The sequence below is a fragment of the Pseudomonadota bacterium genome (genome assembly GCA_008501635.1).
Classification (GTDB): Bacteria; Pseudomonadota; Gammaproteobacteria; order QQUJ01; family QQUJ01; genus QQUJ01.
Window position 1 is genome coordinate 269682 of sequence record QQUJ01000010.1, and the last position, 26612, is coordinate 296293.

The window sequence follows — 26612 nt, forward strand, 5'->3', positions numbered from 1 at the left end:
TTACTGACCCTCCGTCGCGGCGACGCGGTTGACAACCTGGATGGCACGCAACGCGCTGGCGGTGGCGTTCTGCACCGCGCGGTTCACGTCCAGCGCATCGCCGGCGCAGCCGGCGGCGTAGATCGCCTGGCCATCGGCCTCGAATTCCAGGAATCCATCGGGATTGACACGCAGATCGGCAGCCGGGATCTGACTGGCGTGTACGCTCGGCTCCATGCCCACGGCGAGCACCACCAGATCGTGCGGGGTGTCGTAGCGCTGATAGCCTTCGGTGTTGACGCCGTGCAGGATCAGATCGCCGCTCGCTTTGTCCTCGGTGATGTTGGCCACCTTGGATTTAACGAAGCCGACGTTGGGGTCTTCCTGCACGGTGCGGTAGAAGTCGTCAATGCGATCGATGGCGCGGATATCAATGTAGTAGATCGTGGATTTGGCACCTTCGGCGCCGCGCTCGCTGACATAGGTGGTCTGCTTCAGACTCGCCATGCAGCAGATGCGCGAGCAGTGGCGCAGATGGTTGCGATCGCGCGATCCGGCGCACTGGATGAAGGCGATATTGGTCGCCTCCTTGCCGTCGGAGGGGCGCAGCAGCTTGCCGCCGGTAGGGCCGTGGGGATCGGCCAGCCGCTCGAACTCGACGTTGGTGATCACGTTGGCGAAGCGGTCGTAGCCGTAAGGCTGAATCTTGGCGGCATCGTAAGGACGCCAGCCGGTCGCCCAGATCACCGCACCCACCTTCAGGTCGGTGGTCTGCTCGCCCATGCCCAGATCGATCGCGTCGTACTTGCAGGCTGCCCTGGCCTTTTCGCCGTCGCCATTGGCAACAACGCGTGGATCGAGTACGTAGCGCTGCGGAAAGGCGTGGGTATGGGGCAGGTAGGCGCCCTTGCGTTTGCCCAGGCCGTAGTTGAACTCGTCGTCAAACTCGGTTTCCAACGCTTTGGCGCAGTCGCCGCAGGCGGTGCAGTTTTCGGTGACGTAACGCGGCGCAGTACGCAGGGTGACGGCGTAGTCGCCGGGTGCGCCGTTGACCTTGGTCACCTCGGTCATGGTCAGCACGCGCACGTTGCGGTTGCCCTTCAGGCGGCGATAGTTGATCTCGATGCCGCAGGTGGGAAAGCAGAGCTTCGGGAAGTACTTGTAGAGCTGGCTGACGCGCCCGCCCAGCGATGGGCCTTTCTCCACGAGCACCACCTGCTTGCCGCATTCGGCGGCTTCCAAGGCCGCGGAGATGCCGCTGATGCCACCGCCCACCACCAATATGGTTTGGTTGGTCGCGATCACGTTGCTCATTTGATGTCCCTCCCCCAAGAGGTGTGTTTGGTGCTGTCGCGATTGCGCTGGTGGCGAAACCGGGACCCGCTGGCAGTCGGCCCGCCGAAGGGTGTGCTACGCTCAATTCATCGGCTTGAAGCTTGGAAATCGAGTAACGGGTCGAGGCCAATAGGATACGGCGCCGCACCGGGGCCAAGGATTCAAATTTCGAATGGCCGAATAAAATGGGTCAATCAGCAGATGTTGATGCGATCGATAATCGGATAGTTACCTGGGTTGTGTAGGTACAGGACGTGACGCAACCAATGCCTCCGGGGGGAAGCATGGACCAAGCGACGCACTGTGACGGTGCTATGGAAACACTACGTAGCGAACCTTATTACGAACCGCAACAGGATGAGGTTGCCCTCTTCGAGGCCGGTTACCGCAGTGGGTTGCCGGTGCTGCTCAAGGGGCCGACCGGTTGCGGCAAGACGCGGTTCGTGGAACATATGGCGTGGCGCCTGGCGCGGCCGCTGATCACTGTGGCCTGCCACGACGATCTCACCGCGGGGGATCTGATCGGGCGTTTCCTGATTCGCGGCGGTGAGACGCTATGGACCGATGGACCACTCACCCGCGCGGTACGCGCCGGGGCGATCTGCTATCTCGACGAGGTTGTCGAGGCGCGCAAAGACACCACGGTGGTGATCCATCCGTTGGCGGATGACCGCCGCCGCCTGCCCATCGACAAGCTGGGTGAGGTGCTGGAGGCACCTCCCGAGTTCTGTCTGGTGGTCTCCTACAATCCCGGTTACCAGAGTGTGCTCAAGGATCTCAAGCAGAGCACCCGCCAACGCTTTCTTGCCCTGGAGTTTGATTATCCGCAGCCCGAGCTGGAGGCGCGCATTGTCGGTCAGGAGAGCGGTGTCGATCCGCAGACCGCGCAGCGCCTGGTGCGCTTCGCCCACATGACGCGCAATCTCAAAGGAAGCGGCCTGGAGGAGGGCGCCAGTACCCGGCTGCTGGTGCACGCCGCCCGACTCATTGCGGCGGGCATCGCTCCGGAGCGTGCCTGTCGCGCCGCTATCGCGCAGGCATTGACCGACGATCAGGAGGTGCTGGCAGCCGTCAACGAATTCTGCGGCGCCGTTTTCTAGGCTCCGTTTCAGCTCTGACCGATGACGCTCGAACGACGCAAACACTACCGGATCGAGGAGCGGTTGGAGGATATTCTCGCCCCGGTGCTGTCGTTCAGCCGCACCGCCACCAGGGCGGCCCTGCAATTGGTGCGACTGCGGCGCGAACGCCAGGAGTTGGCGTTCCACTGGATCGAAGTGGTTGCCCATAGCAGTCTGGAACTGGCGTTCCACCTCGCCGAGCGCTACACGGCGGCCGCCCAGGTGCTCAGCGCCACGGATATCGAACGCTGGATAAAGGCGACGCTCGATGCACTCGACCATTCGGGCCTGCAGTCCGCCCGTGCCGAGCTGGATCGCTACGCGGAATACTCCCTGACCCATTCCACCACCGCCTGCCCGGTAACGCTGCCGGAGGTGCGCCGGCGACTGGAGATATTCCTGCGCGGGCTGAGCGGCCGAACGCTGCATATCGAGCCCGACGATGACGCCTACACCGACAGTGAGATCATCTTCCTGCCCAAGGTGATCGATCGTTACCCGGATCGGGAGTCGAATCTTGCGCTCTATCGGGCCCTGACCATACATCTCTGGGCACAGACCCGCTTTGGCACCTGGCAGTTGCCGGGGTTTCTCGGGGATACAACCGAGGTCTTCGACGCCGCCCGCTTCTGGCGCATGGGGGCGTGGGAAGCGATCGGCATCACCGCCAAACCGGGGAAGTTCGTTGATACGAAACGCCTGATCTGCGCTTTCAATACGTTGGAGACCGCGCGTCTCGATGCCTGCATTGAGCGCGAACTGCCGGGTTTGGACCGCGCCCTGGCGGCTTTGCGCGCACCGTTGCCACCCAACCCGGAGGCGGCTGTCTGGGCTGCGTGTTACGAGCGTCTGTGCCGCCCGCAGGCTGGCGTCGAGGACAGTTACCGGATGCTCGCCACGGTTTACACACTGCCCGCGCCGACGGCGCACGCCTACCAGAGCGTGATGCGTCCTGAGGTCGTGGAGAGGGTGCGCGAGCGTCGCATCGAGGAGGAAGAGACGCGTTTTCGCAAGTGGTTTGCGGAGAGCGGTGCCCGCGCGGCGCCAACCGCGCAGCCGTCCGATACACCGCTGGCCCGTTCCCAGCACGCTGAAGGCCTGGGCGACGAGTCGAATCCGGTGGAGTTTTTGCCGCAGACGGTCGATGTGCTGGCGGCCCCGGGCCGAGCCCGTAGCCTGATGGACTCCATCCTCCAGGATCTGGGCGAACTGCCCCGTCACTACATGGAGGGTGAAGGCGATGGGCTCTATCTCTGGAGCGCCGGCGATCCCGGCAGTCCCGGCGAGAGCGACCGCACGACCAGGCTGCCCGAAGTTCGACGCTATCCGGAGTGGGACTATATACGTCAGGACTATCACCACGATTGGTGTTCGCTGGTAGAGACGGATACCACGGCGGGTGATGCTGATTTCGTCCTGCGTACCTGTGACAAGTACCAGGGGGTACTGAAAACCCTCAAGCGCACCTTCGCGCTGCTGCGGGAGGAGGATCGGTTGTTGCGGCGCCAGCGTGAGGGTGACGAGGTCGATGTCGATGCGCTCGTGGACAGCTGGTCGGATCAACGCCGCGGCGCGGAATCGGCCGAGGGGCTCTACGTCAAGCGCCACAAACTGGAGCGTGACATCGCGGTGCTCTTCATGGTGGATATGAGCGGTTCGACCAAGGGCTGGGTCAATGAGGCGGAACGTGAATCGCTGGTGCTGTTGTGCGAATCGCTGGAGATGTTGGACGACCGGTATGCCGTCTACGGCTTTTCAGGAATGACGCGACAGCGTTGCGAGATCTACCGCATCAAGCGCTTTGACGATGCCTACGATCAGGCGACGCGCGAGCGCATCGCGGGAGTGCGGCCCGGCGAATATACCCGGATGGGTGTGGCCATCCGCCACCTCACTCAGCTCCTTGGTTCCGTCGATGCGCGCGTCCGGCTCCTAGTCACGATCACCGATGGCAAGCCCGATGACTTCGACGGCTATCGGGGCAAGTATGGTATCGAGGATACCCGTCGTGCCCTGGGTGAGGCGATGGAGAGCGGCCTGCACACCTTCTGTATCACCCTCGACCGCGAGGCGCAGGACTATCTGGCGCACCTCTACGGCCCGGCCAATTTTGCGGTCGTCTCCGATGTGGCATCCCTGCCCTACAAAGTGGCGGACACCTATCGCCGCATAACCACTTAGATGACCGTCTGGTGGGGTGCAGTGATCGCACCCTGCGTTGGTCTTGACCGCGGTGTGTGTCCGGCAGGAGTCTCGGCAGTCCCACGCATACGGCGTCAGCTCGCTCGGAATCCAGGTCGAGACGTTGATTGCCTGCGATCGGGGTAAGCTGCACCATCACGTCTCTTTGCGCGTCTGCCTGCTCCGCGCATCGGGATACCGCAGGCGCCGTGACCGGAGGATGGCTTGAACTCAATGCGCCGTCGGACGCAGCTTTTCTTTGGACAGTCGTGCAGCCGCAGCCTCTTTCTCATCGTACGCCTTGCCCGACCAGAGCATGTCGTAGGCGATCTCCTCATTGCCGTTCTCGCACAGCTCCAGTACCTTCTGAAACAGTGGTTGGAAGGTGCTGCTGCGGTGGGATTGCTCGTGCTCGGCAAAGGAGCGCCAGAAGGTGATGATCAGTGCCTCGCGGTCTTTCAGGGGGCTCGCCACCGGCTTCCCGATGGTGCTGCCTTCGTTGGAGATATTGCCGCTGTTGACGCAGACGAAACCGCCGACGAAACCGGTGTCGGAGTGATAGGTCTTGACGTTTTCGCACAGGTAGGCCACCCGCTCTTCGAGGTCCTCGATGGCGAAGCCGGGCTTGAGAACGACGCGGTTGACAGTGATGCAGCCGTCGTGGGGGAATCCTGGTATGAATCCGCTCATGGGTTACCTCCGGATAGCAATTAAATAAGTAATTAAGTATGTACTTATTAGCCAATATTATAGATAACAGAGGGATATAGTCAAGTATTAGGCGATAAAAAACCCGGCATTCGCTGCCGGATTTTTTATCATTTAATCAGGGGGTTACTGCAGCAGGACAAAGAATCCACTGTTACCGCGTTGCAGATTCATCAGCAGCGGTTGATCGGGAGCCACCACGCGCCGCAGATCATCGAGATCGCTCACCGGTCGCCGGTTGGCCGAGAGAATAAGGTCGCCCTTGCGTAACCCGGCCTGTTGTGCGGCGCTGCCGCGTACCACTTCCAGGATACTGACCCCCTCGGGATCGGCGCCGGTTACGCTGCCGAGGGTGGCACCCGTCAGTCGTGGATGGATACGCTCGCCCTCCACTTTGTCGACCTTGGGCGGCGCGATTACCGCGGTCAGTGTCATGCGGCGGCCCTCGCGCAGAATACCCATCTCCAGCTTCTCCCCGATGCGCACCAGACCGACTGCGTTACGCAGGTCGGATGCACTGCGCACCTTACGTCCGCCGACAGTGAGGATAATGTCACCGGTCTTCAGCCCCGCTTTGTCGGCCGCTGAACCCTCAACGATATTCGCGACCACGGCGCCGCGATGCTGTTTGATATCGAAGGCGCGGGCCAGTTCGGGGGTGAGATCCTGTACTCCGACGCCCAACAGACCGCGGCGTACTTCGCCGTGCTCCACCAGCTGCTCGGTAATCTCGCGGGCCATGTTGCTGGGGATGGCGAAGCCGATACCCACGTTTCCGCCCGCCGGTCCGATGATGGCGGTATTGATTCCCACCAGCTCACCGCGCAGATTGACCAGTGCGCCGCCCGAATTGCCGGGGTTGATGGAGGCATCGGTTTGAATGAAGTCCTCGTAACCCTCGATGCCGAGACCAGTACGGCCCAACGCCGAGACGATACCCGAAGTGACGGTCTGTCCGAGACCAAAGGGATTGCCGATGGCGACGACGAAATCTCCCACCTGCAGCTGGTCGGAATCTGCCAACGCAACGGCTGTCAGATTCTCCGCCTCGATCTGGATGACGGCGACATCCGCCTCCGGATCGGAACCGACCAGCTTGGCGTCGAAGGCGCGCCCGTCGCGCAGGGTTACCGCGATCTCTTCCGCTTTGGCGATCACATGATGGTTGGTCAGCAGGTAACCGCGCCTGGCGTCGATGATGACGCCGGATCCCGCGCTCCGGGTGCGACGCTCGCGTGGTTGATTGGGCGGCAGATCGAAGAAGCGGCGGAAGAACGGATCCTGCAGCAGGGGATTGTCCTCGACGATGACGCGGCTACGAGTGGCGATGTTGACCACGGCCGGAGTCACCTTTTCAAGCATGGGTGCAAGGCTCGGCAGTTCCTCGCCGTTGACGGCAAAGGGTAGCGCGGCGTGCGCGGCACCGGGCCCGATGACCAGCAGCGCGCTCAGGGTCAATGCAGCCAGTCTTTTCATCTAAGACTCCACGTTGATGGTGATACGGTTGCTGGAGCTACGTTGCAGCTTGGGCAGGGTGATGGTGAGGATGCCGCGCCGGTAGTTGGCCTTGGTTCGTGCCTCATCGACCGCCCCCGGCAACGGCAGGGCGCGTTCGAATTGGCCGTAGGCGCACTCCATGATGTGGTAGCGGCCCTGGCGCTGTTCATTTTGTATCCGCTTCTCGCCGCGCACGACCAGGTAATCGTCGATCACCTGGATGTCGAAGTCGTCGGGCTCCAGCCCCGGAGCCTCGAGGCGCACGGTAAATTGCTGTTCCTCTTCATTGATCTCGGCCGCCAGCAATCCCCAGCGCGGCGCATTCCGTACCATCTGCTCGGTGCCGGTCTCGAGACCATTGCGCGCGCGTTGCGGGTTGAAGTGAGTCAGTGCGTTGACCGCGCGCTGGCGCAATTGATGCCAACCCTCCGCCAGGCTGTAGAGTGTCCGTCCGAAACCATCCCGTAACTGATCCAGTGTGCCCATGGCTGCTCCTTCCGGTGAGTGCTCTTCAGGTCATTCTCTGTCGAGTGTCATTGCTCGGGAATCGCTACCAAAGACAGCGTCGTGACCCCAAGAGTTCCCGACGCGCGCCCGAGGGACCGCTGCACAGCGCCTTACCCGCAAACCCTATGTCTCGCTATTGCGGTTCCCGGTCAGGTGAAGTACCGGCATCCCGATGAAACGGGGCGGTAGGTCTCGCGACCGCCCGCCCCTTGCGCCGCACCGCCTTTGGGGAAGTCGAGCGTCAGCCATTCACCTGAATACGGCGTGGCTGGAGCTTTTCGTGCTTGGGGATCACGATCTCCAGCACACCGTTGTCGCCACGGGCCGTGATGCCTTCGGGATCCACCGAGTCAGGCAGCGTGAAGCGGCGGTAAAAACTGCCGCGCACGCGCTCGACGCGACGATAACCCGCGCGCTCCTCCTCCGATTCCAGCTTCCGTTCACCGCGCAGGGTGAGAACGCCGTTTTCCATGGTGATCTCGATCGATGCCGGATCAACGCCCGGAACGTCGGCGAGGATCACGTAGCGATTCTGTTCCTCTTTGATGTCCACGGCGGGTACCCAATCGCTGGCCACTACGTGGCCGGAGTCCTCGTCGCGGGGTGAGGCCGTGCGGTTGTCAAACAGTCGATTGATCTCTTGCACCTGATTGATCAGGCTCCAAGGGTCGTAGCGTAGTAGTGCCATTTCTGCTCTCCTATGGTTCGTTCACCCACTCACAAGATACGGGGCCGATGGCAGAAATATGGGACTGGTCGATCCGGTTTCAAGGGCGACTGATGATCCCGGTGTGGGCAGCCTGGGCACAAGATGTGGATAAGTTGTGAACACAATATATTGTGGCACCGGCTTGACTGGCGGAACCCGTGAGTCTATGTTGGAAAGGCAATCTTTTTTCTGTGAAACAGTTCCTATTTGTATGTTTTTTATGGCTTATTGTCTCCACCAGGAAGCGCTTGACCGGAACAAACCAAAGGCGTAATCTTCTCGACCCATAACACTACATGTTGTGTTGCCGGTTCGGGAAAGCAGCGTCCCGAACCGGTCCCCCGGCAGCACCAAAACAGGCCGTCCCGCCCAGGGGCCAAGTAAAAAGAACCAGAGTGGAGAGGGAGCATCGCCCAATGACACCCGCGCAGCTTAAAGTTGTGAAGAAATCTGTTTCCGAAATTCCCCTGCAGCCCGCCTCCCTGGATATCTGGGACAAAAAATACCGCCTGAAAAGCAAGCAGGGGGTGGCCATCGATCAGACCATCGATGAGACTTACCAGCGTGTCGCCCGCGCCCTGGCCGATGTCGAGGAGACGCCCGAGCTGCGCGAGAAATGGAACCAGCGCTTCGTCTGGGCGTTGCGCCACGGCGCCATCCCGGCCGGCCGTATCACCTCCAATGCCGGGGCGTGGGAGCATAAGCCCGCTACTTCCACCATCAACTGCACGGTCTCCGGCACCATCCACGACTCCATGGACGACATCCTTGGCAAGGTGCACGAGGCGGGTCTGACGCTGAAGGCCGGGTGCGGCATCGGCTACGAGTTCTCCACCCTGCGCCCGCGCGGCGCCTATGTCTCGGGGGCCGGCGCCTACACCTCGGGACCGCTGTCGTTCATGGATATCTACGACAAGATGTGTTTTACGGTCTCTTCGGCCGGGGGGCGGCGCGGTGCGCAGATGGCCACCTTCGATGTCGGTCACCCCGACATCATGGAGTTCGTCCGCGCCAAGCGCGAGGATGGCCGGCTGCGCCAGTTCAACCTCTCACTGCTGATCACCGCTGAATTCATGGAGGCGGTGAAAAACGATGCCCAATGGCCGCTGGCATTCCCGCTGGCGGAGGATGAAGTGATCGCCGACGGCATCGACCTCCACGACCCGCAGCAGGTGGTGTGGCGCGAATCACCGGTCCAGGGGCGCTACGTCACCAACGAATCGGGTCAGGTGGCGTGTCGCGTCTACAAGACCATCCGCGCCCAGCGGCTGTGGGATGTGATCATGGCCTCGACGTATGACTACGCTGAACCCGGATTCATCCTGATCGACAAGGTCAACGAGATGAACAACAACTGGTTCTGCGAAAACATCCGCTCAACGAATCCCTGTGGTGAGCAGCCTCTCCCACCCTACGGTTCCTGCCTGCTCGGTTCGGTCAATCTCACCAAATTCGTGCGTGAGCCATTTACCGATAAGGCGTCGTTCGACTGGGAGCAGTATGACGAGGTGGTCGCGGTGTTCACGCGCATGCTCGATAACGTGGTCGAGATCAATGGTCTGCCGCTCGACAAGCAGCGCGAGGAGATCATGACCAAGCGCCGTCACGGCATGGGTTATCTGGGTTTGGGTTCCACGCTGACCATGCTGGGCATGAAGTACGGAGCGCCCGAGTCGCTGGAGTTCACCGAACGGGTCACTCGTGAGATGGCGCTGAGCGGTTGGAAGGTGGCGTTGGAGCTGGCCGAGGAGAAGGGGCCGGCACCGATACTGGAACAGATGTTCACCGTTACCGCGGAGATGCTGCGCCGGCGTCCCGAAATGGCCGACGATGGCTACAGGATCGGTGACCAGGTGCCGGGTAAGGTGCTGCACGCGAAATACAGTCGCTACATGCAGCAGGTCGCCGAAGTCGACCCGCAACTGGTGCGGCGCCTGGCCGAAGTCGGGGCGCGGTTTACCCATCACAGCTCAATTGCGCCGACCGGCACCATCTCGCTGTCGCTGGCCAACAATGCCAGCAACGGCATCGAGCCGAGCTTCGCCCACCAGTATTCGCGCAACATCATTCGTGAAGGGCGCAAGACCAAGGAGAAGGTCGATGTCCTCTCCTTTGAGTTGCTGGCCTATCGTGAAATGATCAATCGCAAGGCCAATCCCAACAGCGACAAGGCCGACGAGCAGTTACCCGATTACTTCGTCGCCGCCGAAGACATCACCCCCAAAGCGCACGTCGATGTACAGGCCGCTGCGCAGAAGTGGATCGACTCGTCTATTTCCAAGACCGCCAACGTGCCCACCGATTACCCCTATGATGAGTTCAAAAGCATCTATCTTTATGCCTACGCAAAGGGATTGAAAGGTTGCACCACCTTCCGCTTCAACCCCGAAGCGTTCCAGGGCGTGCTGGTCAAGGACAAGGATCTTGAGGGCACTACCTACCGGTTTACGTTGGAAGATGGCACAACCGTGGAGTTGAAGGGCAATGAGGAAGTGGAATACGACGGCGAGATGCATACCGCCGCCAATCTTTACGATGCCCTCAAAGAAGGGTACTACGGAAAATTCTAAGGCTGCGGTGTCTATTCGATAGAGACCGAACATCGCCTCCCGGGAGAACCAAGAGCATGACCACCAAGATTGATAAAAAGATTGTCGATTACGGCGTCGCCAAGGACGAACCGAAAGAAGATCTGGATTTCGATGCCGTTGAAGCCGAGCAACCCTCCAACGTCATACATATGCACGAGAAGCTGGAACGGCCCGAGATGCTGGTCGGTTCCACCTACAAGATCAAGACCCCGCTCACCGAGCATGCGCTCTACGTGACCATCAACGATGTCATCCTCAACGAAGGCACCGAACACGAGCTGCGGCGCCCCTTCGAGATCTTCATCAACTCGAAGAACATGGATCACTTCCAGTGGATTGTTGCGCTCACCCGTATCATCTCGGCGGTGTTTCGCAAAGGCGGCGATGTCACTTTCCTGGTCGAAGAGCTCAAAGCGGTGTTCGATCCACGCGGCGGTTACTTCAAAAAGGGCGGCAAGTTCATGCCTTCGCTGGTGGCGGAGATCGGCGATGCCATCGAAACCCATCTCAAGTTCATCGGCTTGCTGAAAGACGAAGAGCTGAGTGAGCATCAGAAAAAGCTGATCGCCGACAAGCGTGCGCAGTACGAGTCGAGAAAGCAGGATGCATCCAAGGAGGCAACTGCTGAATCACCGTACCCGGCAGAGGCGCGCCTGTGTGGCAAGTGCGGCGAACAAGCAGTCATACGCATGGACAACTGCGATACCTGCCTGGCCTGCTCGGATTCCAAGTGCGGTTGACAGTGCCCCCGGACCCTATAGAATCAATGCCCATTACCTGTCGCGCTGAGCGCAGGTGAGCACGGGAGGAGTATCGGGCAACCAACAAAAAGTAAATGCCGGCACTGGGAATCGCATGAGGGTTCACAGACTGTGTCGGGAAAGAAAAAGAAGAATGAAGGCGGCTCGCTTGAGCCGCCTTTTTTTGTGATGGATTCTGCAGCGGTTCGCAACCTGCGGCAGCGCATGCAGCGCAACCCGCATGGATACGCGGATCGCCGACAATTGCCTCCGCTCCGCCCTTGTGATATTCCGCCACTGGAGTTCTCCCGTCTTGCGCAGGAGGTGGATCATGCGAATGGCAGCGTTGCCGGCCTTTTTGAAACGCGTGCTGGTCTGCGTCTGTGCAACCGTATTCTTCTTTACCGGCTGCGCCACCATCCCCGACAGCTCGGAGCTGCCGGTTCAGTTCAAAGTGCCGGTGTCGGTATGGCAACCGGTGCAACGTCAGCAGGCGTTGCGGGCATTGGCACCCGAGGATCGCGCGCGGCTCTGCCCGGACGATGATGCTACCCTTTTCCCGCCGCTGCTGCGCGAGGTCAAACTGATCGGATCTTTGACCAACTACAATTCCGTGGCGCAGGCATTCATTGTCGCGATCTCCAACTATCTGCCCTACGCTGTGGCGTTTGGGGATCGCGAGAATGTCGAACGGCTGCGCGACTATCTGATCGAAGCAGCCGAATCTCGGGCCTATTTGCAACGCTACAGAAACGATTTTGGAATCAACGGGTATGCACCCGACAACGAACCCGCTTATGTGCAGGCCTTGATGCTCATTCCCCTGAGTCTGGCCTACGACTATCTAACGCAGGTATACGGTCGTGATGACCCGGGGACTATCAGAATCAGGGAGTGGGGGGATGCCCTTGTGGACGCCATCCTCGGTGCCGGTGACCGATTGCAGAAGGGCTACGACCGCTGGGCTGCAAAAGCGGCCGGATTCGGTCTCTGGGGGGCGGTCAGCGGCAACACCAAGGCCCTGCGCGCTGGTTGGGGGTTGTTCAGCTTCGGGCAATCGGTCGTTGCACAAGACGGCCGGCACGTCTATGCCGACCTCTACTCCGGGACGCAAGCCATCAAGTACCTGATTATGGCGATCGGTATGCAGGTCCTGGCGGCTGAGGCTTTCGCGGCGGCTGGCTTCGAGGATGTCTATGCCTGGAAATCCAGTGATGGCAAAGGAAGCCTGCATGACACGGTCCATTGGTTGATGCTGTATTCCGGTACCGTTCCGGGCAGCTACCTGGGCAGTCACTATCACAGCACCTTGAAGGGACCCGCGTGGGCGGAGTTTTATCTGCGGCGCTTCCCGGGCACAGCCACCAGCCGGCTGATCGAGCAGACGATCAATCGACCCACCAAACACGGGATTTACACGGGGTACTTCGGCGGTTGGACCACCTGTCTGGTCCACCCGCTGGAGCCGGCGAGCAGATGATCCGCGAGAATCCTTGCGGCGGAAAATCGATTCCGCTCCTTGATCCCTGCCTGTGCTTCTCTTTTACTACACTGAAACCGAGCCAGGAGCATTCCAATGATCACTGCTATCGTCATGCTGAAAGTCACTCGCGACCGCATTCCTCAGGTTGCCGAGGAGCTTGCTGACATCAAGGGGATATCCGAGGTCTTCTCTGTCAGCGGTCGTTACGACCTGGTGGCCATTATCCGTGCCGAGAGCAATGACGAATTGGCCGATCTGGTAACGGGGCATCTGCTGAAGGTGGAGGGCATCACCGACTCCGAGACGCTGATCGCCTTCAAGGTCTACTCGCGCCACGATCTCGATACCATGTTTTCCGTGGGGATGGAGATGTAGGTCGGGTGGTTGAAAATGGCGGCCCGCGCGGTGAACAGATCCTGGTTTTTTCGCTGCTGACTGTCATTTGACACCCCTTGGTGGGGGCGTTACTGTGCCCCGCGCCGACTCCCATCGAAAAACAATGGATGGATCCATGCGTTGTGTTCTTATCCTGATACTCCTGCTGCCCGTACGGGTTGGGGCGGCGGAGCCCATTCCGGTTTCCGTTCAGACTCTCAAGGAGCTCGCGATCCACCCGCAGGTCGAGGCACCGGCAACCGTCGTCAGCCTCAATCACAGCCAGGTGGGCGCGAAGATCACGGCCACGATCGACGAACTCGCCGTGCAGGTCGGCGATAAGGTGCGCAAGGGCGATCTGCTGGTTCGGCTGGATTGCACCGACTACCGCATCCGCCAGCGCCAGACCGATGCGGCGCTGGCGGGCTCCAAAGCTCAGCTACGGCTGGCGGAATACCGGCTGCAACGGGCACGGGCGCTGGCCAAAAGCAGCAATGTCTCCGAGGAGTTGCTGGTCCAGCGCGAGGTGGAGTTGACCGCCCTGAAGGCGGAGATCCGCGCGCGCGACGCCGCGCTGGCCGGCGCGAGCGAAGATGTGGCGCGCTGCGAACTGCGCGCCCCCTTCGACGGCGTGGTGGTCAAGCGCATGGGGCAGACCGGTGAACTCGCCGCGCCGGGCAAGGGGCTGGTGGAGCTGCAGGATGTGGACAGCATCGAGGTGTCGGCGCAGGTACCGGGAGCGCAGGCGGTGCACCTGGCGGGTTCGCCCGACATTCAGTTCCGGGATGACGGCGACCACTACCCGCTGCGGCTGCGCGCCGTGATTGCGGTACGCGATCCACGCGCACGAACCCAGGAGGTGCGCTTGCAGTTCAGCGGCACGCGTGCCCTCCCGGGCACCGCAGGGCGTGTTTTGTGGCGCGACGATCAGCCCTATGTGGCCGCCGATCTGGTGGTGCGGCGCAACGGTCTCCTGGGTCTGTTCCTGGCCGAAGGCGAGGTGGCACGCTTTCACCCCCTGCCCGCCGCCCAGGAAGGGCGACCCGCCCGCGTCGATCTGCCGCCCGATACGCCGGTGATCGTCGCCGGGCGTGTCAATGTGGTTGACGGGTCCACCATCCGTCGCCAATAGGCGCCGCGCAATGCTCGAACGCCTGCTGCGCAATCACGTACTCGCCAATCTTGTCTTCGTCCTGATTCTGGTGATGGGCGTGGCCGCGTACCTGCTGTTGCCGCGCGAACAGGATCCGACCATCAATTTCAACTGGATCCAGATCACCACGGTCTATCCTGGTGCGGCGGCGGAGGATATCGAGAAACTGGTCACCGATCCGCTGGAAGATGCACTGGCGCAGATCAGTGATATCCGCTTCATCTCCTCCACCAGCCGCGATAATCTCTCCAGCATCCTGGTGCGCTTCAACGAACTCGACGAGAAGACCTTCGACAAGCGGGTCACCGATCTGCGGCGCGAGATCCAGAACAAAGCCAACGATGAGCTGCCGAGCGAGGCGGAGCAGCCGCGCATCTTCGAGATCAACTCTTCCAACGCCTTTCCCAGCGCCACGGTACTGGTGGTGGGGCCGGCGTTCGACGAAAACCTGCGCAAGCAGGCGCGCAACGTCAAACGTGACCTGGAGCGTCTCAAGGGGGTCTATCAGGTGCAGGCCATGAGCCTGCTGGAGCCGGAGCTGCAGGTCAATTTCATCCCCGAACGCCTGGAGGGGATGGGGGTGACCGCGGTGGACGTCGCCAACACCGTGGCGGCCAATTTCCGCGACACCTCGGCGGGTACCGTGCGTCTGGGGGATCAGGAGTGGCTGGTGCGTGTGCTGGGCACCGACAGCGAGCCTTCGTACCTGGCGCAGATCCCCATTTCCACCGCGCAGGGTGAGGTGCCGCTGGGCGCAGTCGCCGAGGTGGAACGCGGTCGTGAGGAGCCGGATCGGTTGGTTTCGTTCAACGGGCGACCCGCGGTCATGCTCTCGATCATGAAACAGGGCAACGCCAACATGCTCGAGCTGGTGGAGCAGATCCGCGGCTACATCGACCGCTACAACGAACTCTCACAGGTGCGCGGTGTGGAGATGGTGCTGGCCGACGATCAGACCGTCGTCACCCGCGAGGCGCTTTCGGTGATGCAGCGCAACGCATTGTTAGGATTGGCGTTGGTGCTGTTTGTCACCTGGCTGTTCCTCGGCAGCCGCATCGCGTTGCTCACCAGTATCGGCATTCCCTTCACCCTGGCGGGCACCTTCTGGGCATTGAGTGCCATGGATCAGACCCTCAATGTGACGGTACTGCTCGGCGTGGTGATCGTGCTCGGCATGCTGGTGGACGACGCCGTGGTCGTCGTCGAATCGATCTATTATCGATTGGTGCGCGGCATGGAACCGCTGCAGGCGGGCATCGAATCGTTGCGTGAAGTCTTCGCGCCGGTGACCGCTTCGGTGCTGACCACCATGGCGGCGTTTTCCCCGCTGATGCTGATGCCGGGCATCCTCGGCAAGTTCATGTTCGTGGTGCCGCTGGTGGTGACCACGGCACTGGCCATCAGCTTGCTGGAAGCCTATTGGATGCTGCCGGCCCACGTGGCGGCCTTCAAGGTGCGATTCGACAAGCCGGGGCGCATCCAGGTGCTGCGCGAGCGCGTCAATCATCAGATTCGCATCCAGTACACGCTCATACTGGTGAAAGTCCTGCGCTGGCCGAAGAGCGCCCTGACGCTGGTTTTCGTGCTCTTTCTCGGCGCGCTGGGCGCGGTAGGCAGCGGCTTGATCCGCATGGAGTTTTTCGCCTTCGATCCGGTGCGGCTCTACTACATCAACATCGAGATGCCCGCCGGCACCGCCATCGATAAGACGCTGAATACCGTGCAGACCATCGAGGAGCGCGTGCGCAGCCGTATCGAGCCGCATGAGCTGCGCGCCATCGTCTCCTACGCCGGGATCCGCTTTACCGAGACCGAGCCGCTGTTCGGCGATCATAACGGGCAGATCCTGGTCAGCCTCAACCCACGTCGGAATGGCATGCGCGAGGTGGACGAGGTTATCGAGGCGACCCGGCCGGTGCTGAACGAGATCCCCGGCCCGCGCCATGTTTCATACCTGCGCATTGCCGGTGGCCCGCCGGTCACCCGACCGATCAGCGTCAAGATACGCGGCACCGATTTTCCGCAGATCCGTGCCGCGGTCGAGGATATGAAAGCGATCCTTGCGACGATGCCGGCAGTGCGCGACGTGGTCACCGATGACACCCCCGGCAGCAGCGTGTTGAACCTCAGGCTCGATACCGATGCGGTGCGCCGCGCGGGACTCAATCCCGCCGATGTGGCGCGCATCGTGCGCCTGCTGGTGGATGGCGAGGTGGTGGCGACGTTGCAGGACGCGGGTGAGAAGGTGAACGTGCGGGTGCGCGCCCGCGACGATGCCCAACTCGATATCGAAAACATTCTGCGTCAGAGTGTTGCCTTGCCCGGCGGTGGTATAACGTTGCTGGGTAATCTGGTGAACCATGAGGCAGCCATCGCCAAAGGCAGCATTCGCCACTACAATTTCAAACGCACCATCACCGTCGAGGCCGACCTCGACAAGCTGCAGATCGACACCAAGCAGGCCAATGAGCGGATCATGGCCGAGTGGGAGAAGATCCGCGCGCGCCACCCCAGCATCGATCTCGATTTTACCGGCGAGCTCGACGACATTCAGGAGAGCCTGGATTCGATCTTCGTGCTGTTCCTGTTCGGCGTCGGGCTGATCTACGCCATCCTCGGCACCCAGTTCAAGAGTTACTTTCAGCCGCTGATGATTCTCGCCTCGGTGCCCATGGCCTTCACCGGTGTCGCCATCGGCCTGGTCATCACCGGCAATCCGCTGAGTCTGTTCACCCTTTACGGCGTGGTGGCCCTGGCCGGTATCGCGGTCAATGCCGCCATCGTTCTGATCAGCGCCGCGAACGCCAGGCTGGAGGCGGGCATGTCGGTGCTGCACGCGACGATCTACGCCGCACGCCGGCGCGTCATTCCGATACTGATCACCGCGCTGACCACCGTGGCGGGGCTCTTCTCACTGGCCACGGGACTGGGCGGCAAATCGCTCATGTGGGGGCCGGTGGCCACCTCCATCGTTTGGGGCTTGGCCTTCTCGACGGTGCTCACGCTTTTCGTCGTGCCGCTGCTGTTCCGCCTCTTTATGCGGCCGACTGCGGCGGCCAAACGCCGGCACGAGACGCTCAGCGCGCCTGTGACCGAGTGATGGTGTACTGCTTCACCCTTGGATGCCTTTTCAGAGCCCCTCAGACTCGCCAGATCAAGGCGCAGCGCGCAGGCAATGGCCCCAGGCCCTTGTCAATCGCTGCAACGCAGAGCTGGCGAGTCTGAGGGGCTCCCTGCGGGCGAGCCGTTGCGGGGCCATCTGCGGCGTTGCGCTCGCTTGAATTGGTGTCAACCAGTCCTGCGCTCGTGCGCCTTGCAGTTGACCCCGCGGCGACTCGCTGAAGAGGCATCCAAGGGTGAAGCAGTACACATTGCCACGCCGACAATGGTGACCAGCATCCCGGCAATACCGATCGCCTGCATCCGCTCGCCGAACATCACCCAGGCAATCAGCGCCGTGACCGGCGGCACCAGGTAGAAGAGGCTGGCGGTCTTGGCCGCCGCCCCGCGGCGGATCAGTACCAGCAACAGGCTGATGGCACCCAACGACAGCACGAAGGTGAGCCAGCCGAGGGCGAAGAGGAAATCCGCCGTCCATTGCACGGTCATGGTCTCCAGCCAGGGCGCGAGCAGGAGCATCGCCACGCCCGAGGCGGCGAACTGGATGATGGAGCCGGTGCGCAGATCCATGCCGCCGCAGTGGCGCTTCTGATAAAGGGTGCCGGCGGTGATGCCCAGGACCGCGACCACCGCGCAGGCCACGGCGGGCAGATTGGCTTCGGCCAAATGCATTTTGTTGGCCACCACCAGCAGTACGCCGAACAGGCCCAGCCCAAAGCCGAGCCATTGGCGTCCGGTGACCCGTTCCCCGAGCACCGGTCCCGCGGCGACGGCGGTCAGCAAAGGCTGCAGGGCCGTGATCAGCGCGGCGGTGCCGGCGGGCAGGCCGAGGTGGATCGCGGTAAAGACGCCTCCCAGATAGGTGGCGTGGATCATCAGGCCGGCGACGGCGATGTGACCGATCAGGCGCCAGTGGGTGGGCCAGGGCGCGCGCATGGCCAGGGCGACGACCAGCAGAATCGCGGTGACCAGGGCAAAGCGGATGAGTAGAAAAGTGAAGGGTTCGGCGTAGGGCAGGCCATACTTGGCGCCGATGAAACCGCTGCTCCACAGCAGCACGAACAGCGGTGGTGCGGCCGCCAGCCAGTTGGCGCGGCGGGTGGGAGCGGCGGAATCAGCACTCATGGGAGATCCAATGGTTGTCTCGTTAACGGCCGGCATTGTAGCGTAGTCGCTGACCAGGAAACCCGGCCTATGGGAAAGAGCAAGGTTCGCCAAGCACATACGGATGCCGATATTGAGGCGGTACGCGCACTGTTTCTCGAGTACGGCGAGTCACTGGGATTCAGTCTCTGTTTCCAGGGCTTCGATCAGGAGTTGGCGGCGCTCCCCGGTTGCTATGCGCCGCCCGCGGGCCGCCTGCTGCTGGCGCTGGTCGACGGGCAGCCGGTGGGCTGTGTCGGCCTGCGCGGTCTCGATGAAGAGGGCGCGTGCGAGATGAAGCGGCTCTACGTGCGACCCATCGCGCGCGGACTGGGCCTGGGATGGGACCTGGCCAGCACCGCGGTGGACACGGCCCGTGAGATCGGCTATCGCACCATGCGCCTCGATACCCTGAGTTCGATGGTGAGCGCCGACGCGGTCTACCGCGGCCTGGGCTTTGTCCCCATCGAGGCCTACTACCACAACCCCCATCCCGAAGTGCGTTACTTCGAGCTGGATCTGGAGTCGCTGTGATCGATAGTGTGGAACTCCCGTGCCCGCATTGCGGTGAGTTCATCACCATTGGCCTCGATCTGTCCGAGGGTGACCACACCCGGATCGAGGACTGCGCGGTCTGTTGTGCGCCGATGGTGGTGTCGGTCGTCGACTCGCTGTCGGGCAAGCCATTGGTTACCCTGAACCGCGACAACGAGTAAACCCGCAGCAAGCCCTGACTTAAGGATTTCTGACCCGTCATGAATATTGTGCAGTATCCGCCGTTGCGCCTCGCCTGGCTGGTTTGGGGTCTGGGTGCCTGTCTCTATCTGATCGGCTTCTACCAGCGGGTGGCGCCGGCGGTGATCACGCGGGAGCTGATGGCCGATTTCACCATCGGCGCGGCCGCTCTGGGGAACCTCTCGGCGTTCTATTTCTACAGCTACGTGGCGATGCAGGTACCGACCGGGATCCTGGCCGATCGCTGGGGGCCGCGACGTCTGCTCACCCTGGGGGCGGGCGTGGCGGCGGCGGGCACACTGTTTTTTGCCCTGTCGGAGAGCCTGGCATTGGCCAGTCTGGGGCGTCTGATGATTGGTGGATCGGTGGCCGTGGCCTTCGTCTGCATGCTCAAGCTCGCTGCCCATTGGTTCGCACCGCGCCAGTTCGCACTGACCAGCGGTATCGCGCTCTTTGTCGGTGTCGTAGGCGCGGTGGCGGCGGGCGTGCCCTTACGCCTGCTGGTCAATCAGTTTGGCTGGCGCCCGGTGATGCTGGTCTCGGGCGTGGTAACCGCGGTGGTGGCCATCGCCATCTGGGTAGTGGTGCGCGATGACCCCAGCGAACGCGGCTATCGCAGCCACGCCGTCGGGCACGCCGATCCCGCTACCCCGACGGAAGGCGTACTGGCGGGGATCGCGCGGGTGCTGGGCTTTCGCAACATCTGGTTGTTGTTTCTGGTACCCGGCGGAGTGGTGGGATCCATACTCACCTTTTCCGGGTTATGGGGAGTGCCCTATCTCACCACCCACTACGGGATGAGCACCGCCGACGCGGCCGGGATGTGTTCGGTGATGTTGGTGGCGTGGGCGGTGGGCGGACCGGTATTCGGTGGATTATCCGATCGCATCGGCCGGCGCAAACCGCTCTACGTGCTGGGCTGTATCATCCTCACGGCGGCCTGGGCCGTGATACTGCTGGTGCCGGCGCTGCCGATGCCGCTGCTCTGGGCTTTGATGCTGTTGGCCGGATTTGCTTCGGGCAGTATGATCCTCGGCTTTGCGTTTGGGCGGGAATCGGTGCCGCCGCGCCTCTCCGGCACGGTGGCCGGCGTGATCAATATGGGGGTGATGCTGGGTCCCATGGTTCTGCAGCCGACAGTGGGCTGGATGCTGGATCGCCACTGGGCCGGGGAACTGGTCGCCGGGGCGCGTACATACGGTGTCGAGGCCTACCGCGCGGGCTTTGCGCTGATGCTCGGCTGGGCGTTGCTGGCGACGCTGCTGATCCTTTTTACCCGTGAAACCCACTGCCGGCAGCAGGTGTAGCAGCTGCCGGTCCGTGCTCCCTTGATGAGCCTTGGCTAGGAGTTGCGTTTTGCCGAGTTGTGGACCGATGGCCCTGCGGGGTCGTGACATGTTTATCCGCTGGCTGTTGCTGGCGGCAATGTGTTTCGCAGGCGGCGCCGCTGCGACAGAGCAGGGGTTGCTGTGGCGTATCGACGGTGACGCCGGCAAACCGAGTTATCTGTTCGGCACCATCCACTCCGATGACCCGCGGGTCAACCGCCTTCCGCAGCCTGTGCAAGCGGCGCTCGATGGCTCCGACAGCTATGTGATGGAGGTGGTGCTCGACGAGGCGGCGATCGTGGAGCTCACCCTGGCCTCCATGCTGCCGCCGGAGCAGAGCCTCAAGGATTTTCTCGACGAATCAGCGTACCGGCGCACGGTCGCTGCCATGGCCGGGTACGGTTATCCGGAAGCGGCGGTGGCGCGCATCAAGCCCTGGGTGGTGCTCACCACGCTGAGCACGCCCCGTTCGCGCGGCGATGAAATCCTCGATCTGGTGCTCTTTACCCGCGCCGACGGTCTCGGGAAGCGCATTCACGGCTTGGAGACTGTCGCCGAGCAGGTGGCCGTGCTCGATCAGATTCCGATGGAAGATCAGATCGCAGCGCTGAAGGACACGCTCGATCATCTGGACCAGTTGGAAAAGGTCTTTAATGATCTGTACGACGCCTATCTCTCGCGCAACCTCACCCGCCTGGTCGAGCTGAGCGACGAGCACCTGCACTTCGGCGACCGCGAAGCCGGCGAGGCGCTGATGACGCGCCTCATCGATGAGCGTAATCGGCGCATGGTCGAACGGTTGCAGAAACGGTTGCGTGAAGGTGGCGCCTTCATCGCCGTTGGCGCGCTCCATCTCCCTGGTGAAGCGGGATTGATCGCCCTGCTGCGCGCGCAGGGACTGAAGGTCACCGCGGTTTACTGAGATGATTCCGCTGCACGATGACAATCCGATCGAGATCACACCGTTTCTCACCGTCGGCCTGATCGTTGCCTGTGTACTGGCGTTTTTCTGGCAGCTCTCGCTGGGTGAGGCCGGACAGCGCGCGATCTACAGCTTCGGCGTCATTCCCGCTGTGTTGTTCGACAGCAAACAGCTACCGCCCGAGTTGGATCTTTTGCCGGCGGAGCTGACGGTGTTTACTTCGATGTTTCTGCACGGTGGCTGGATGCACCTGATCGGCAACATGCTCTACCTGTGGATCTTCGGCAACAATATCGAGGATGCCATGGGGCACGGGAGGTTCATCGCGTTCTATCTGTTGAGTGGTGTCGGTGCTGCCCTGGCGCAGTCGTTGATCGATCCCACGTCGGTGATTCCCATGATCGGTGCCAGCGGCGCCATCTCCGGCGTGTTGGGGGCCTACCTGTTGCTCTATCCCCATGCCCGGGTCCTGGTCGCGATCCCGCTCGGGTTCATCTTCTACACGCTGCGACTGCCCGCTTTAGTGGTGCTCGGTTTCTGGTTCGTGCTGCAGCTCATCAACACCGCTCTCGCCGCGCCCGGTCAAGGCGGGGTGGCGTTCATGGCCCATGCCGGGGGATTCGTTGTCGGCATGGCCCTGCTGCCTGCCTTCAAACGCAAGGGGGTGCGGTTGTTCCACCCGGCGCGCCGGACGCCGCGGTAAAACAATCCTCGAGATTCGCCAGGCTCCACCGGCAGGCCAGGTCACGGTCCGGGCGAGAACCACGAGGTCTGTGCATGGGTGCGTTAGAATGCCGTTTGGCACCACCAACTGTTATCGTGAATGAGTGATCCCAAGGACAAACTGCCCGCGCGCTCCAGTCGCAGCGAAGTGGCCGACTTCATCGACAAACTGGCGGTGACGCCGGTTACGCGCGCGGCCGGTGAACGCGGACGCCTGATCTTCGCCATGGATGCCACCGCCAGCCGCGGGCCGACCTGGGACCGCGCCGCGCAGATCCAGGCCGAGATGTTCACCGAGACGGCGGCATTGGGCGGGCTCGACATCCAGTTGGCTTTCTACCGCGGCTTCTTCGAGTTCACCGCCACGCCCTGGCTCAGTGACGCCGATGCGCTGCTCAAACGCATGACGGCGGTGAGTTGCCTGGCCGGGCAGACCCAGATCAGCCGCATCTTTCAGCACACTATCGAAGAAACCGAGCGTCGGCGCGTCAACGCGCTGGTCTTCGTTGGTGACTGCATGGAGGAGGATGCCGATCAGCTCGGTCAGCTTGCCGGCCAGCTGGGTCTGCTCGGTGTGCCGGTGTTCGTTTTTCACGAGGGTTTCGATCCGGTTGCGGCCCACGCCTTCCGGCAGATCGCGCAACTGTCGCGCGGCGCCTACTGCCGCTTCGACGCCGGCAGCGCGCAGCAATTGCGCGATTTATTGAGTGCAGTAGCGGTTTTTGCTGCGGGCGGACGCAAGGCGCTGGAGGACTACAGTCAGCGCAAGGGGGGCGTGACGCTGCAGCTGACCCACCAGATCGGCAAGCAATGAGCGGGCGTTTTCTCCTCGTTCTGCTCATCGGATTGGCCATCGTCGGTTTCTTTGGCTACCGCTGGTTCGTGCGCACCCCGCCGCAGCAGATCGCCCAGAAACTGCGGCAGTCCGTGCTGTGGATCGCGGCCGGTGCCTTGATTCTGTTGGCGGCCAGCGGCCGCGCACACTGGCTGTGGGCTTTGCTCGGCGGCGCGTTGCCCTTCGCCCAGCGGCTGCTGATGGCGTGGCGCGCGTTCAATCTGTTCAAGCACCTCAAGGGCCAGATGGGCGGCCCTGGCGGTGGACTGGGAGGATCGCCGGCAACAGGTAGTGGCGGGCGGAGTTCCACGGTCAATACCCGCTTTCTGCGCATGAGCCTCGATCACCAGAGTGGGGCGCTGACCGGCTTGGTGCTGGAGGGCGCGTTCAAGGGCAGACGCCTGAGCGAGCTCGATCTTGATCAGCTGCTGGAGCTGCTCGGCGAATGCCGCAGCGACGAACAATCGGCGGCGGTGCTCGAGGCCTACCTCGATCGCGAGCACCCGGACAGCTGGCGCGAACGCTTCACGGCGCGCGGTGGCCGGACGGGCAGCGGGAACGGCGCACTGGGCGCGGCCATGAATCGTGAGGAGGCCTATCAGGTGCTCGGCCTGGAGCCGGGCGCGGACGAAGCGGCTGTCATCGCCGCGCACCGGCGCCTGATGCAGAAGCTCCATCCCGATCGCGGCGGCTCCACGTTTCTCGCCGCCAAGATCAATCAAGCCAAGGATCTGCTGCTCGGGAAGTGAGCCCCCGCCGCCAGCAGCACACCCCACGTTTCCGGGACAGAAGCCGATATGACCGAAATCGAACAGGATGCCGAGTTGCTGAAGATCATCGAAGAGGTCTTCAACCAGAAGATCCCCTTCAACCGGGTGCTGGGGCTGCGGGTGCACTCGCTCAACTACGACTCGCCCGCGATCCGTTTCGACATGCGCCCCGAACTGGTCGGCAACTTCATGCGTGGCAATCTGCACGGCGGGGTCATCTCTTCAGTGATCGATGTCGCCGGCGGCATGACCGCGTTCCTCGGGATTCAACACAAGATGGGCGACGAGGCGCTAGAGAAGAAACTCGATCGGTTTTCCAAGCTGGGCACCATCGATCTGCGTGTCGACTATCTGCGCCCGGGTTTCGGCGAATGGTTCGAGGCCACTGGATTCATCCTGCGCACCGGCAACAAGGTGGCGGTGACGCGCATCGAACTGAAGAACGATCAGGGCGAGCTGATAGCCACAGGGACCGGGGCCTACGTCGTGGCCTGAAGCGGATGGACCGCGGTCGGCTGCCCGCCTGTTGCGCTGACCGCTGCAGTAGGCATCGGTCGGTTAGGCGCCAGCACGAACCGCTCGTGCCCACTCCCCGCCGTGCCGGTTGAGCGAGGCGGAGAGGCCGACGCAGCACAGCCGGTAGTCGGCGACGTCCCTGACCCTCGGCGGAGGGATACCGCGGAAATCGAGTTCGCAGGTCGTATCATCGGTCTCGGGGTCGGGACAGGAACGGAACAGGTCGCCGGGCGCGATCCTGAGATCGATGCAGTGCTCGTGGCAGTGAGTGGGACCGAGCCCCACCCGCTGTTTGGGATGAAATGCAGGATCGTCCACTTTCAGTCCGTGACAGAAGGCCTGAATCTCCGGGGCCGGCGTGGGCCAAATGACGGGTCTGCAGTTTCGTCAGCGCGACGATGTCGATGGCGGACAGCAATGCCTAGTTTCAGCTGGAGATGGCGGTGTGCAAGATCGGCCGCTATGCGCGGGTCCGCCGCAGGCGTAGCGAATTGCGGGTGCAAGTGGTGCGCGATCAACAAGGCAAGTGGCAGGTACAGCACAAACAGCAGCCGGACCTGGCTGGAGAGACGGCGAAGGAAGACCCTGCCTGGTCGCGCCGGGCTATGGTAACGTGAGCCGATCGTCCAGTAGTGTTGCACCTGATCGGCCATGACACCCGCTATCGACGCCGCTAAACGGGCCAGGATTTCCCACAAGATCCACGAGTACCGGCACGATCCGGCTGCGGCATCTTATGGAATCGAGGCGGCGCAGGCGCTGGGTGTGGTACCGGAGCGTGTTTTCAAAACCCTGCTGGTCAGCCTCAACGGCGACGTTAAACGCCTCGCGGTGGGCATCGTCCCCGTCGTGCGGCAGTTGGACCTGAAGGCAATCGCGGTGGCCTGCGGGGCCAAAAAGGCGGAGATGGCCGATACCCGGGAAGCGGAGCGCGCGACCGGCTACGTGGTGGGCGGCATCAGTCCGATGGGGCAGAAGAAATGTCTCCCCACGCTGATCGACAGTTCCGCCCAGGGAATGGACACCGTCTATGTCAGCGCGGGGCGGCGCGGTCTGGAGATCGAACTTGCTCCCGAGGACCTGCAACGGCTCACCCGTGCCCGGTTTGCCGCCATTGCCCGCTGAGTCGACAGCCGCTCCCGCGCTTCTTATGATGGCTGCAGAGAGTCGCGCATGAATTGGATAGCCAATACCCCCGAACCGCCGTATTACGCGGTCATCTTTACCAGTACACGCGTACCGGACGATGGCAAAGCGTACGATGCTGCTGCACAGCGCATGGTGGAATTGGCTGCTCAACAACCCGGTTTTCTCGGTATCGAGTCGGTGCGTAGCGGGCGAGAGGGGATTACCGTCTCCTACTGGCGTAGCGAAGCCGACATCGCCCGCTGGCGCGACCATGCCGAGCACCGCATTGCGCGTGAACGTGGACGTAGCGAGTGGTACGCAGAGTTTCGCCTGCGGGTGGTGAAGGTGGAACGGGAGTACCGTTACGAGCGTTGAGGTTTGACTGCCGACCGGGTCAAGAGGGGGTTGATGCGCGCGACGAAACGATGGCGAAAATCGACCGGTTGCATCGCGCTGTTGGTGTCGATTGCCAGCACCCTGGCGCAGGGCGTAGAGCCCGCCGCGGCCAACCGTGTCGCCAACGATCAGTGGAGTTTCGCGGTAGCGGAGCGCCGTATGCAGGAGATTCACGCCATCGGTGCACAGCTGACCGCGCTCTCCCGCGAGGCGCTGCCCACCGGACTCTCGGCCGCCGAACGCACCGAGTTGGCGCGTTTCACCCATTGGCTCTACAACAGCGCACGCAAGTTTCATCACCTGGCGCGGGGTTGGGGCGCCTTCCTCAAAAGAGTGCCGCGCAGTGCTGCCGCCGATCCAACCCAACAGGAGCGGCTGCAGGAGATGAATCGTTCCTTCTCGCTGCGTTATCTCAATATGGTCAGCAGTGCAACGGACGAGGTGCTGGCATTTCGTTTCGACAACCCAGCTCTACGCACAAGACACGAGAAGGTGGTGCGCCTGATCGCCCATCTGCAGTAGCGGGTGGGGTGAGCCTGGAAAATATTTTCGGGTGTCCATGGCAGAACGGTACGAAGTGCCCCATCATAGGGCGGCTTTGAGCGTGCCTACCACTA

General features: G+C 62.2%; 26 protein-coding genes. 19 read left to right on the forward strand and 7 right to left on the reverse strand.

Annotation, left to right across the window (positions count from 1 at the left end; translation table 11 throughout):
• Complete coding sequence (locus DWQ09_03650) at positions 1–1293, reverse strand: CoB--CoM heterodisulfide reductase iron-sulfur subunit A family protein (GenBank protein ID KAA3629358.1); 1293 nt, start codon at positions 1291–1293, stop codon at positions 1–3.
• A gap of 335 nt (positions 1294–1628) precedes the next feature.
• Between DWQ09_03650 and DWQ09_03655 the strand changes: the two genes are divergently transcribed.
• Both DWQ09_03655 and DWQ09_03660 read left to right on the forward strand, forming a co-directional pair.
• Positions 1629–2414 carry a CbbQ/NirQ/NorQ/GpvN family protein gene (locus DWQ09_03655; GenBank protein ID KAA3629359.1) on the forward strand — a complete coding sequence of 262 codons (786 nt, stop codon included), beginning with the start codon at positions 1629–1631 and terminating at the stop codon, positions 2412–2414.
• A gap of 21 nt (positions 2415–2435) precedes the next feature.
• Positions 2436–4616: a hypothetical protein gene (locus DWQ09_03660; protein KAA3629360.1), complete on the forward strand. Its 2181-nt coding sequence runs from the start codon at positions 2436–2438 to the stop codon at positions 4614–4616.
• 231 nt (positions 4617–4847) lie between these two features.
• Here the strand turns inward: DWQ09_03660 and DWQ09_03665 are convergent, their stop codons facing one another.
• The 4 genes from DWQ09_03665 to DWQ09_03680 form a co-directional block, all read right to left on the reverse strand.
• The gene (locus tag DWQ09_03665; GenBank protein KAA3629361.1) at positions 4848–5306 is read right to left on the reverse strand and encodes a ligand-binding protein SH3; all 459 of its coding nucleotides are present in this window, start codon (positions 5304–5306) and stop codon (positions 4848–4850) included.
• Between the two features lie 144 nt (positions 5307–5450).
• On the reverse strand, positions 5451–6800 hold the full coding sequence (locus DWQ09_03670) for a DegQ family serine endoprotease (GenBank protein ID KAA3629362.1): 1350 nt from the start codon (positions 6798–6800) through the stop codon (positions 5451–5453).
• Positions 6801–7307 (reverse strand): Hsp20/alpha crystallin family protein, encoded by a 507-nt coding sequence (locus tag DWQ09_03675; GenBank protein KAA3629363.1) that lies wholly within the window; start codon positions 7305–7307, stop codon positions 6801–6803.
• Between the two features lie 262 nt (positions 7308–7569).
• Positions 7570–8016 carry an Hsp20/alpha crystallin family protein gene (locus DWQ09_03680; protein ID KAA3629364.1) on the reverse strand — a complete coding sequence of 149 codons (447 nt, stop codon included), beginning with the start codon at positions 8014–8016 and terminating at the stop codon, positions 7570–7572.
• A gap of 437 nt (positions 8017–8453) precedes the next feature.
• On the opposite strand from DWQ09_03680, the gene DWQ09_03685 reads away from it, so the two are divergent.
• The 6 genes from DWQ09_03685 (at position 8454) to DWQ09_03710 (ending at position 17479) form a co-directional block, all read left to right on the forward strand.
• Positions 8454–10607 (forward strand): adenosylcobalamin-dependent ribonucleoside-diphosphate reductase, encoded by a 2154-nt coding sequence (locus DWQ09_03685; GenBank protein KAA3629365.1) that lies wholly within the window; start codon positions 8454–8456, stop codon positions 10605–10607.
• Between the two features lie 56 nt (positions 10608–10663).
• Positions 10664–11368 carry an NrdJb gene (locus DWQ09_03690; GenBank protein KAA3629366.1) on the forward strand — a complete coding sequence of 235 codons (705 nt, stop codon included), beginning with the start codon at positions 10664–10666 and terminating at the stop codon, positions 11366–11368.
• A gap of 337 nt (positions 11369–11705) precedes the next feature.
• Positions 11706–12848 carry a hypothetical protein gene (locus tag DWQ09_03695; protein KAA3629367.1) on the forward strand — a complete coding sequence of 381 codons (1143 nt, stop codon included), beginning with the start codon at positions 11706–11708 and terminating at the stop codon, positions 12846–12848.
• A 96-nt stretch (positions 12849–12944) separates the two neighbouring features.
• The gene (locus tag DWQ09_03700) at positions 12945–13226 is read left to right on the forward strand and encodes an Lrp/AsnC family transcriptional regulator (protein KAA3629368.1); all 282 of its coding nucleotides are present in this window, start codon (positions 12945–12947) and stop codon (positions 13224–13226) included.
• Positions 13227–13350: 124 nt separating this feature from the next.
• Positions 13351–14358, forward strand: coding sequence for an efflux RND transporter periplasmic adaptor subunit (locus DWQ09_03705; protein KAA3629369.1), 1008 nt, complete (start codon positions 13351–13353; stop codon positions 14356–14358).
• Between the two features lie 10 nt (positions 14359–14368).
• Positions 14369–17479: an AcrB/AcrD/AcrF family protein gene (locus DWQ09_03710; GenBank protein ID KAA3629370.1), complete on the forward strand. Its 3111-nt coding sequence runs from the start codon at positions 14369–14371 to the stop codon at positions 17477–17479.
• 188 nt (positions 17480–17667) lie between these two features.
• On the opposite strand, the gene DWQ09_03715 is transcribed toward DWQ09_03710, so the two are convergent.
• Positions 17668–18624, reverse strand: coding sequence for a DMT family transporter (locus DWQ09_03715; GenBank protein ID KAA3629371.1), 957 nt, complete (start codon positions 18622–18624; stop codon positions 17668–17670).
• A gap of 69 nt (positions 18625–18693) precedes the next feature.
• Here DWQ09_03715 and DWQ09_03720 point away from each other — a divergent pair, with 69 nt between their 5' ends.
• The 8 genes from DWQ09_03720 to DWQ09_03755 all read left to right on the forward strand — a co-directional run bounded on the left by DWQ09_03720 (position 18694) and on the right by DWQ09_03755 (position 24450).
• On the forward strand, positions 18694–19176 hold the full coding sequence (locus DWQ09_03720) for a GNAT family N-acetyltransferase (GenBank protein KAA3629372.1): 483 nt from the start codon (positions 18694–18696) through the stop codon (positions 19174–19176).
• On the forward strand, positions 19176–19358 hold the full coding sequence (locus DWQ09_03725) for a CPXCG motif-containing cysteine-rich protein (protein ID KAA3629837.1): 183 nt from the start codon (positions 19176–19178) through the stop codon (positions 19356–19358). Before DWQ09_03720 ends, DWQ09_03725 begins: the two co-directional genes overlap by 1 nt.
• Before the next feature lie 39 nt (positions 19359–19397).
• Positions 19398–20684, forward strand: a complete 1287-nt coding sequence (locus tag DWQ09_03730) for an MFS transporter (GenBank protein ID KAA3629373.1) — start codon at positions 19398–19400, stop codon at positions 20682–20684.
• A gap of 67 nt (positions 20685–20751) precedes the next feature.
• On the forward strand, positions 20752–21627 hold the full coding sequence (locus DWQ09_03735) for a TraB/GumN family protein (protein KAA3629374.1): 876 nt from the start codon (positions 20752–20754) through the stop codon (positions 21625–21627).
• A gap of 1 nt (position 21628) precedes the next feature.
• Entirely contained in the window at positions 21629–22330 is a 702-nt protein-coding gene (locus tag DWQ09_03740) for a rhomboid family intramembrane serine protease (protein KAA3629375.1), read from the forward strand.
• A 120-nt stretch (positions 22331–22450) separates the two neighbouring features.
• On the forward strand, positions 22451–23164 hold the full coding sequence (locus DWQ09_03745) for a VWA domain-containing protein (protein ID KAA3629376.1): 714 nt from the start codon (positions 22451–22453) through the stop codon (positions 23162–23164).
• Complete coding sequence (locus tag DWQ09_03750) at positions 23161–23934, forward strand: molecular chaperone DnaJ (GenBank protein KAA3629377.1); 774 nt, start codon at positions 23161–23163, stop codon at positions 23932–23934. The genes DWQ09_03745 and DWQ09_03750 overlap by 4 nt, the downstream gene beginning before the upstream one ends.
• A 48-nt stretch (positions 23935–23982) precedes the next feature.
• Positions 23983–24450 (forward strand): thioesterase family protein, encoded by a 468-nt coding sequence (locus DWQ09_03755; protein ID KAA3629378.1) that lies wholly within the window; start codon positions 23983–23985, stop codon positions 24448–24450.
• Positions 24451–24513: 63 nt separating this feature from the next.
• Here the strand turns inward: DWQ09_03755 and DWQ09_03760 are convergent, their stop codons facing one another.
• Positions 24514–24789 carry a hypothetical protein gene (locus DWQ09_03760; protein KAA3629379.1) on the reverse strand — a complete coding sequence of 92 codons (276 nt, stop codon included), beginning with the start codon at positions 24787–24789 and terminating at the stop codon, positions 24514–24516.
• A gap of 333 nt (positions 24790–25122) precedes the next feature.
• Between DWQ09_03760 and ybaK the strand changes: the two genes are divergently transcribed.
• From ybaK to DWQ09_03775, 3 genes are read left to right on the forward strand one after another with little or no spacing between them, the layout of a single operon-like run.
• A complete protein-coding gene (ybaK, locus tag DWQ09_03765) occupies positions 25123–25596 on the forward strand; it encodes a Cys-tRNA(Pro) deacylase (GenBank protein KAA3629380.1) in 474 nt (157 codons plus the stop codon).
• 48 nt (positions 25597–25644) lie between these two features.
• Positions 25645–25974: an antibiotic biosynthesis monooxygenase gene (locus DWQ09_03770; protein ID KAA3629381.1), complete on the forward strand. Its 330-nt coding sequence runs from the start codon at positions 25645–25647 to the stop codon at positions 25972–25974.
• 33 nt (positions 25975–26007) lie between these two features.
• Positions 26008–26517, forward strand: a complete 510-nt coding sequence (locus DWQ09_03775; protein ID KAA3629382.1) for a hypothetical protein — start codon at positions 26008–26010, stop codon at positions 26515–26517.
• The last annotated feature ends 95 nt before the right edge of the window (positions 26518–26612 follow it).

What these genes read in the sequence shown, in the direction of transcription:
- DWQ09_03650 (KAA3629358.1), bottom strand. Translation starts at nt 1,293, where the DNA reads ATGAGCAACGTGATCGCGACCAACCAAACCATATTGGTGGTGGGCGGT.
- DWQ09_03655 (KAA3629359.1), top strand. Translation starts at nt 1,629, where the DNA reads ATGGAAACACTACGTAGCGAACCTTATTACGAACCGCAACAGGATGAG.
- DWQ09_03660 (KAA3629360.1), top strand. Translation starts at nt 2,436, where the DNA reads ATGACGCTCGAACGACGCAAACACTACCGGATCGAGGAGCGGTTGGAG.
- DWQ09_03665 (KAA3629361.1), bottom strand. Translation starts at nt 5,306, where the DNA reads ATGAGCGGATTCATACCAGGATTCCCCCACGACGGCTGCATCACTGTC.
- DWQ09_03670 (KAA3629362.1), bottom strand. Translation starts at nt 6,800, where the DNA reads ATGAAAAGACTGGCTGCATTGACCCTGAGCGCGCTGCTGGTCATCGGG.
- DWQ09_03675 (KAA3629363.1), bottom strand. Translation starts at nt 7,307, where the DNA reads ATGGGCACACTGGATCAGTTACGGGATGGTTTCGGACGGACACTCTAC.
- DWQ09_03680 (KAA3629364.1), bottom strand. Translation starts at nt 8,016, where the DNA reads ATGGCACTACTACGCTACGACCCTTGGAGCCTGATCAATCAGGTGCAA.
- DWQ09_03685 (KAA3629365.1), top strand. Translation starts at nt 8,454, where the DNA reads ATGACACCCGCGCAGCTTAAAGTTGTGAAGAAATCTGTTTCCGAAATT.
- DWQ09_03690 (KAA3629366.1), top strand. Translation starts at nt 10,664, where the DNA reads ATGACCACCAAGATTGATAAAAAGATTGTCGATTACGGCGTCGCCAAG.
- DWQ09_03695 (KAA3629367.1), top strand. Translation starts at nt 11,706, where the DNA reads ATGGCAGCGTTGCCGGCCTTTTTGAAACGCGTGCTGGTCTGCGTCTGT.
- DWQ09_03700 (KAA3629368.1), top strand. Translation starts at nt 12,945, where the DNA reads ATGATCACTGCTATCGTCATGCTGAAAGTCACTCGCGACCGCATTCCT.
- DWQ09_03705 (KAA3629369.1), top strand. Translation starts at nt 13,351, where the DNA reads ATGGATGGATCCATGCGTTGTGTTCTTATCCTGATACTCCTGCTGCCC.
- DWQ09_03710 (KAA3629370.1), top strand. Translation starts at nt 14,369, where the DNA reads ATGCTCGAACGCCTGCTGCGCAATCACGTACTCGCCAATCTTGTCTTC.
- DWQ09_03715 (KAA3629371.1), bottom strand. Translation starts at nt 18,624, where the DNA reads ATGAGTGCTGATTCCGCCGCTCCCACCCGCCGCGCCAACTGGCTGGCG.
- DWQ09_03720 (KAA3629372.1), top strand. Translation starts at nt 18,694, where the DNA reads ATGGGAAAGAGCAAGGTTCGCCAAGCACATACGGATGCCGATATTGAG.
- DWQ09_03730 (KAA3629373.1), top strand. Translation starts at nt 19,398, where the DNA reads ATGAATATTGTGCAGTATCCGCCGTTGCGCCTCGCCTGGCTGGTTTGG.
- DWQ09_03735 (KAA3629374.1), top strand. Translation starts at nt 20,752, where the DNA reads ATGGCCCTGCGGGGTCGTGACATGTTTATCCGCTGGCTGTTGCTGGCG.
- DWQ09_03740 (KAA3629375.1), top strand. Translation starts at nt 21,629, where the DNA reads ATGATTCCGCTGCACGATGACAATCCGATCGAGATCACACCGTTTCTC.
- DWQ09_03745 (KAA3629376.1), top strand. Translation starts at nt 22,451, where the DNA reads ATGAGTGATCCCAAGGACAAACTGCCCGCGCGCTCCAGTCGCAGCGAA.
- DWQ09_03750 (KAA3629377.1), top strand. Translation starts at nt 23,161, where the DNA reads ATGAGCGGGCGTTTTCTCCTCGTTCTGCTCATCGGATTGGCCATCGTC.
- DWQ09_03755 (KAA3629378.1), top strand. Translation starts at nt 23,983, where the DNA reads ATGACCGAAATCGAACAGGATGCCGAGTTGCTGAAGATCATCGAAGAG.
- ybaK (KAA3629380.1), top strand. Translation starts at nt 25,123, where the DNA reads ATGACACCCGCTATCGACGCCGCTAAACGGGCCAGGATTTCCCACAAG.
- DWQ09_03770 (KAA3629381.1), top strand. Translation starts at nt 25,645, where the DNA reads ATGAATTGGATAGCCAATACCCCCGAACCGCCGTATTACGCGGTCATC.
- DWQ09_03775 (KAA3629382.1), top strand. Translation starts at nt 26,008, where the DNA reads ATGCGCGCGACGAAACGATGGCGAAAATCGACCGGTTGCATCGCGCTG.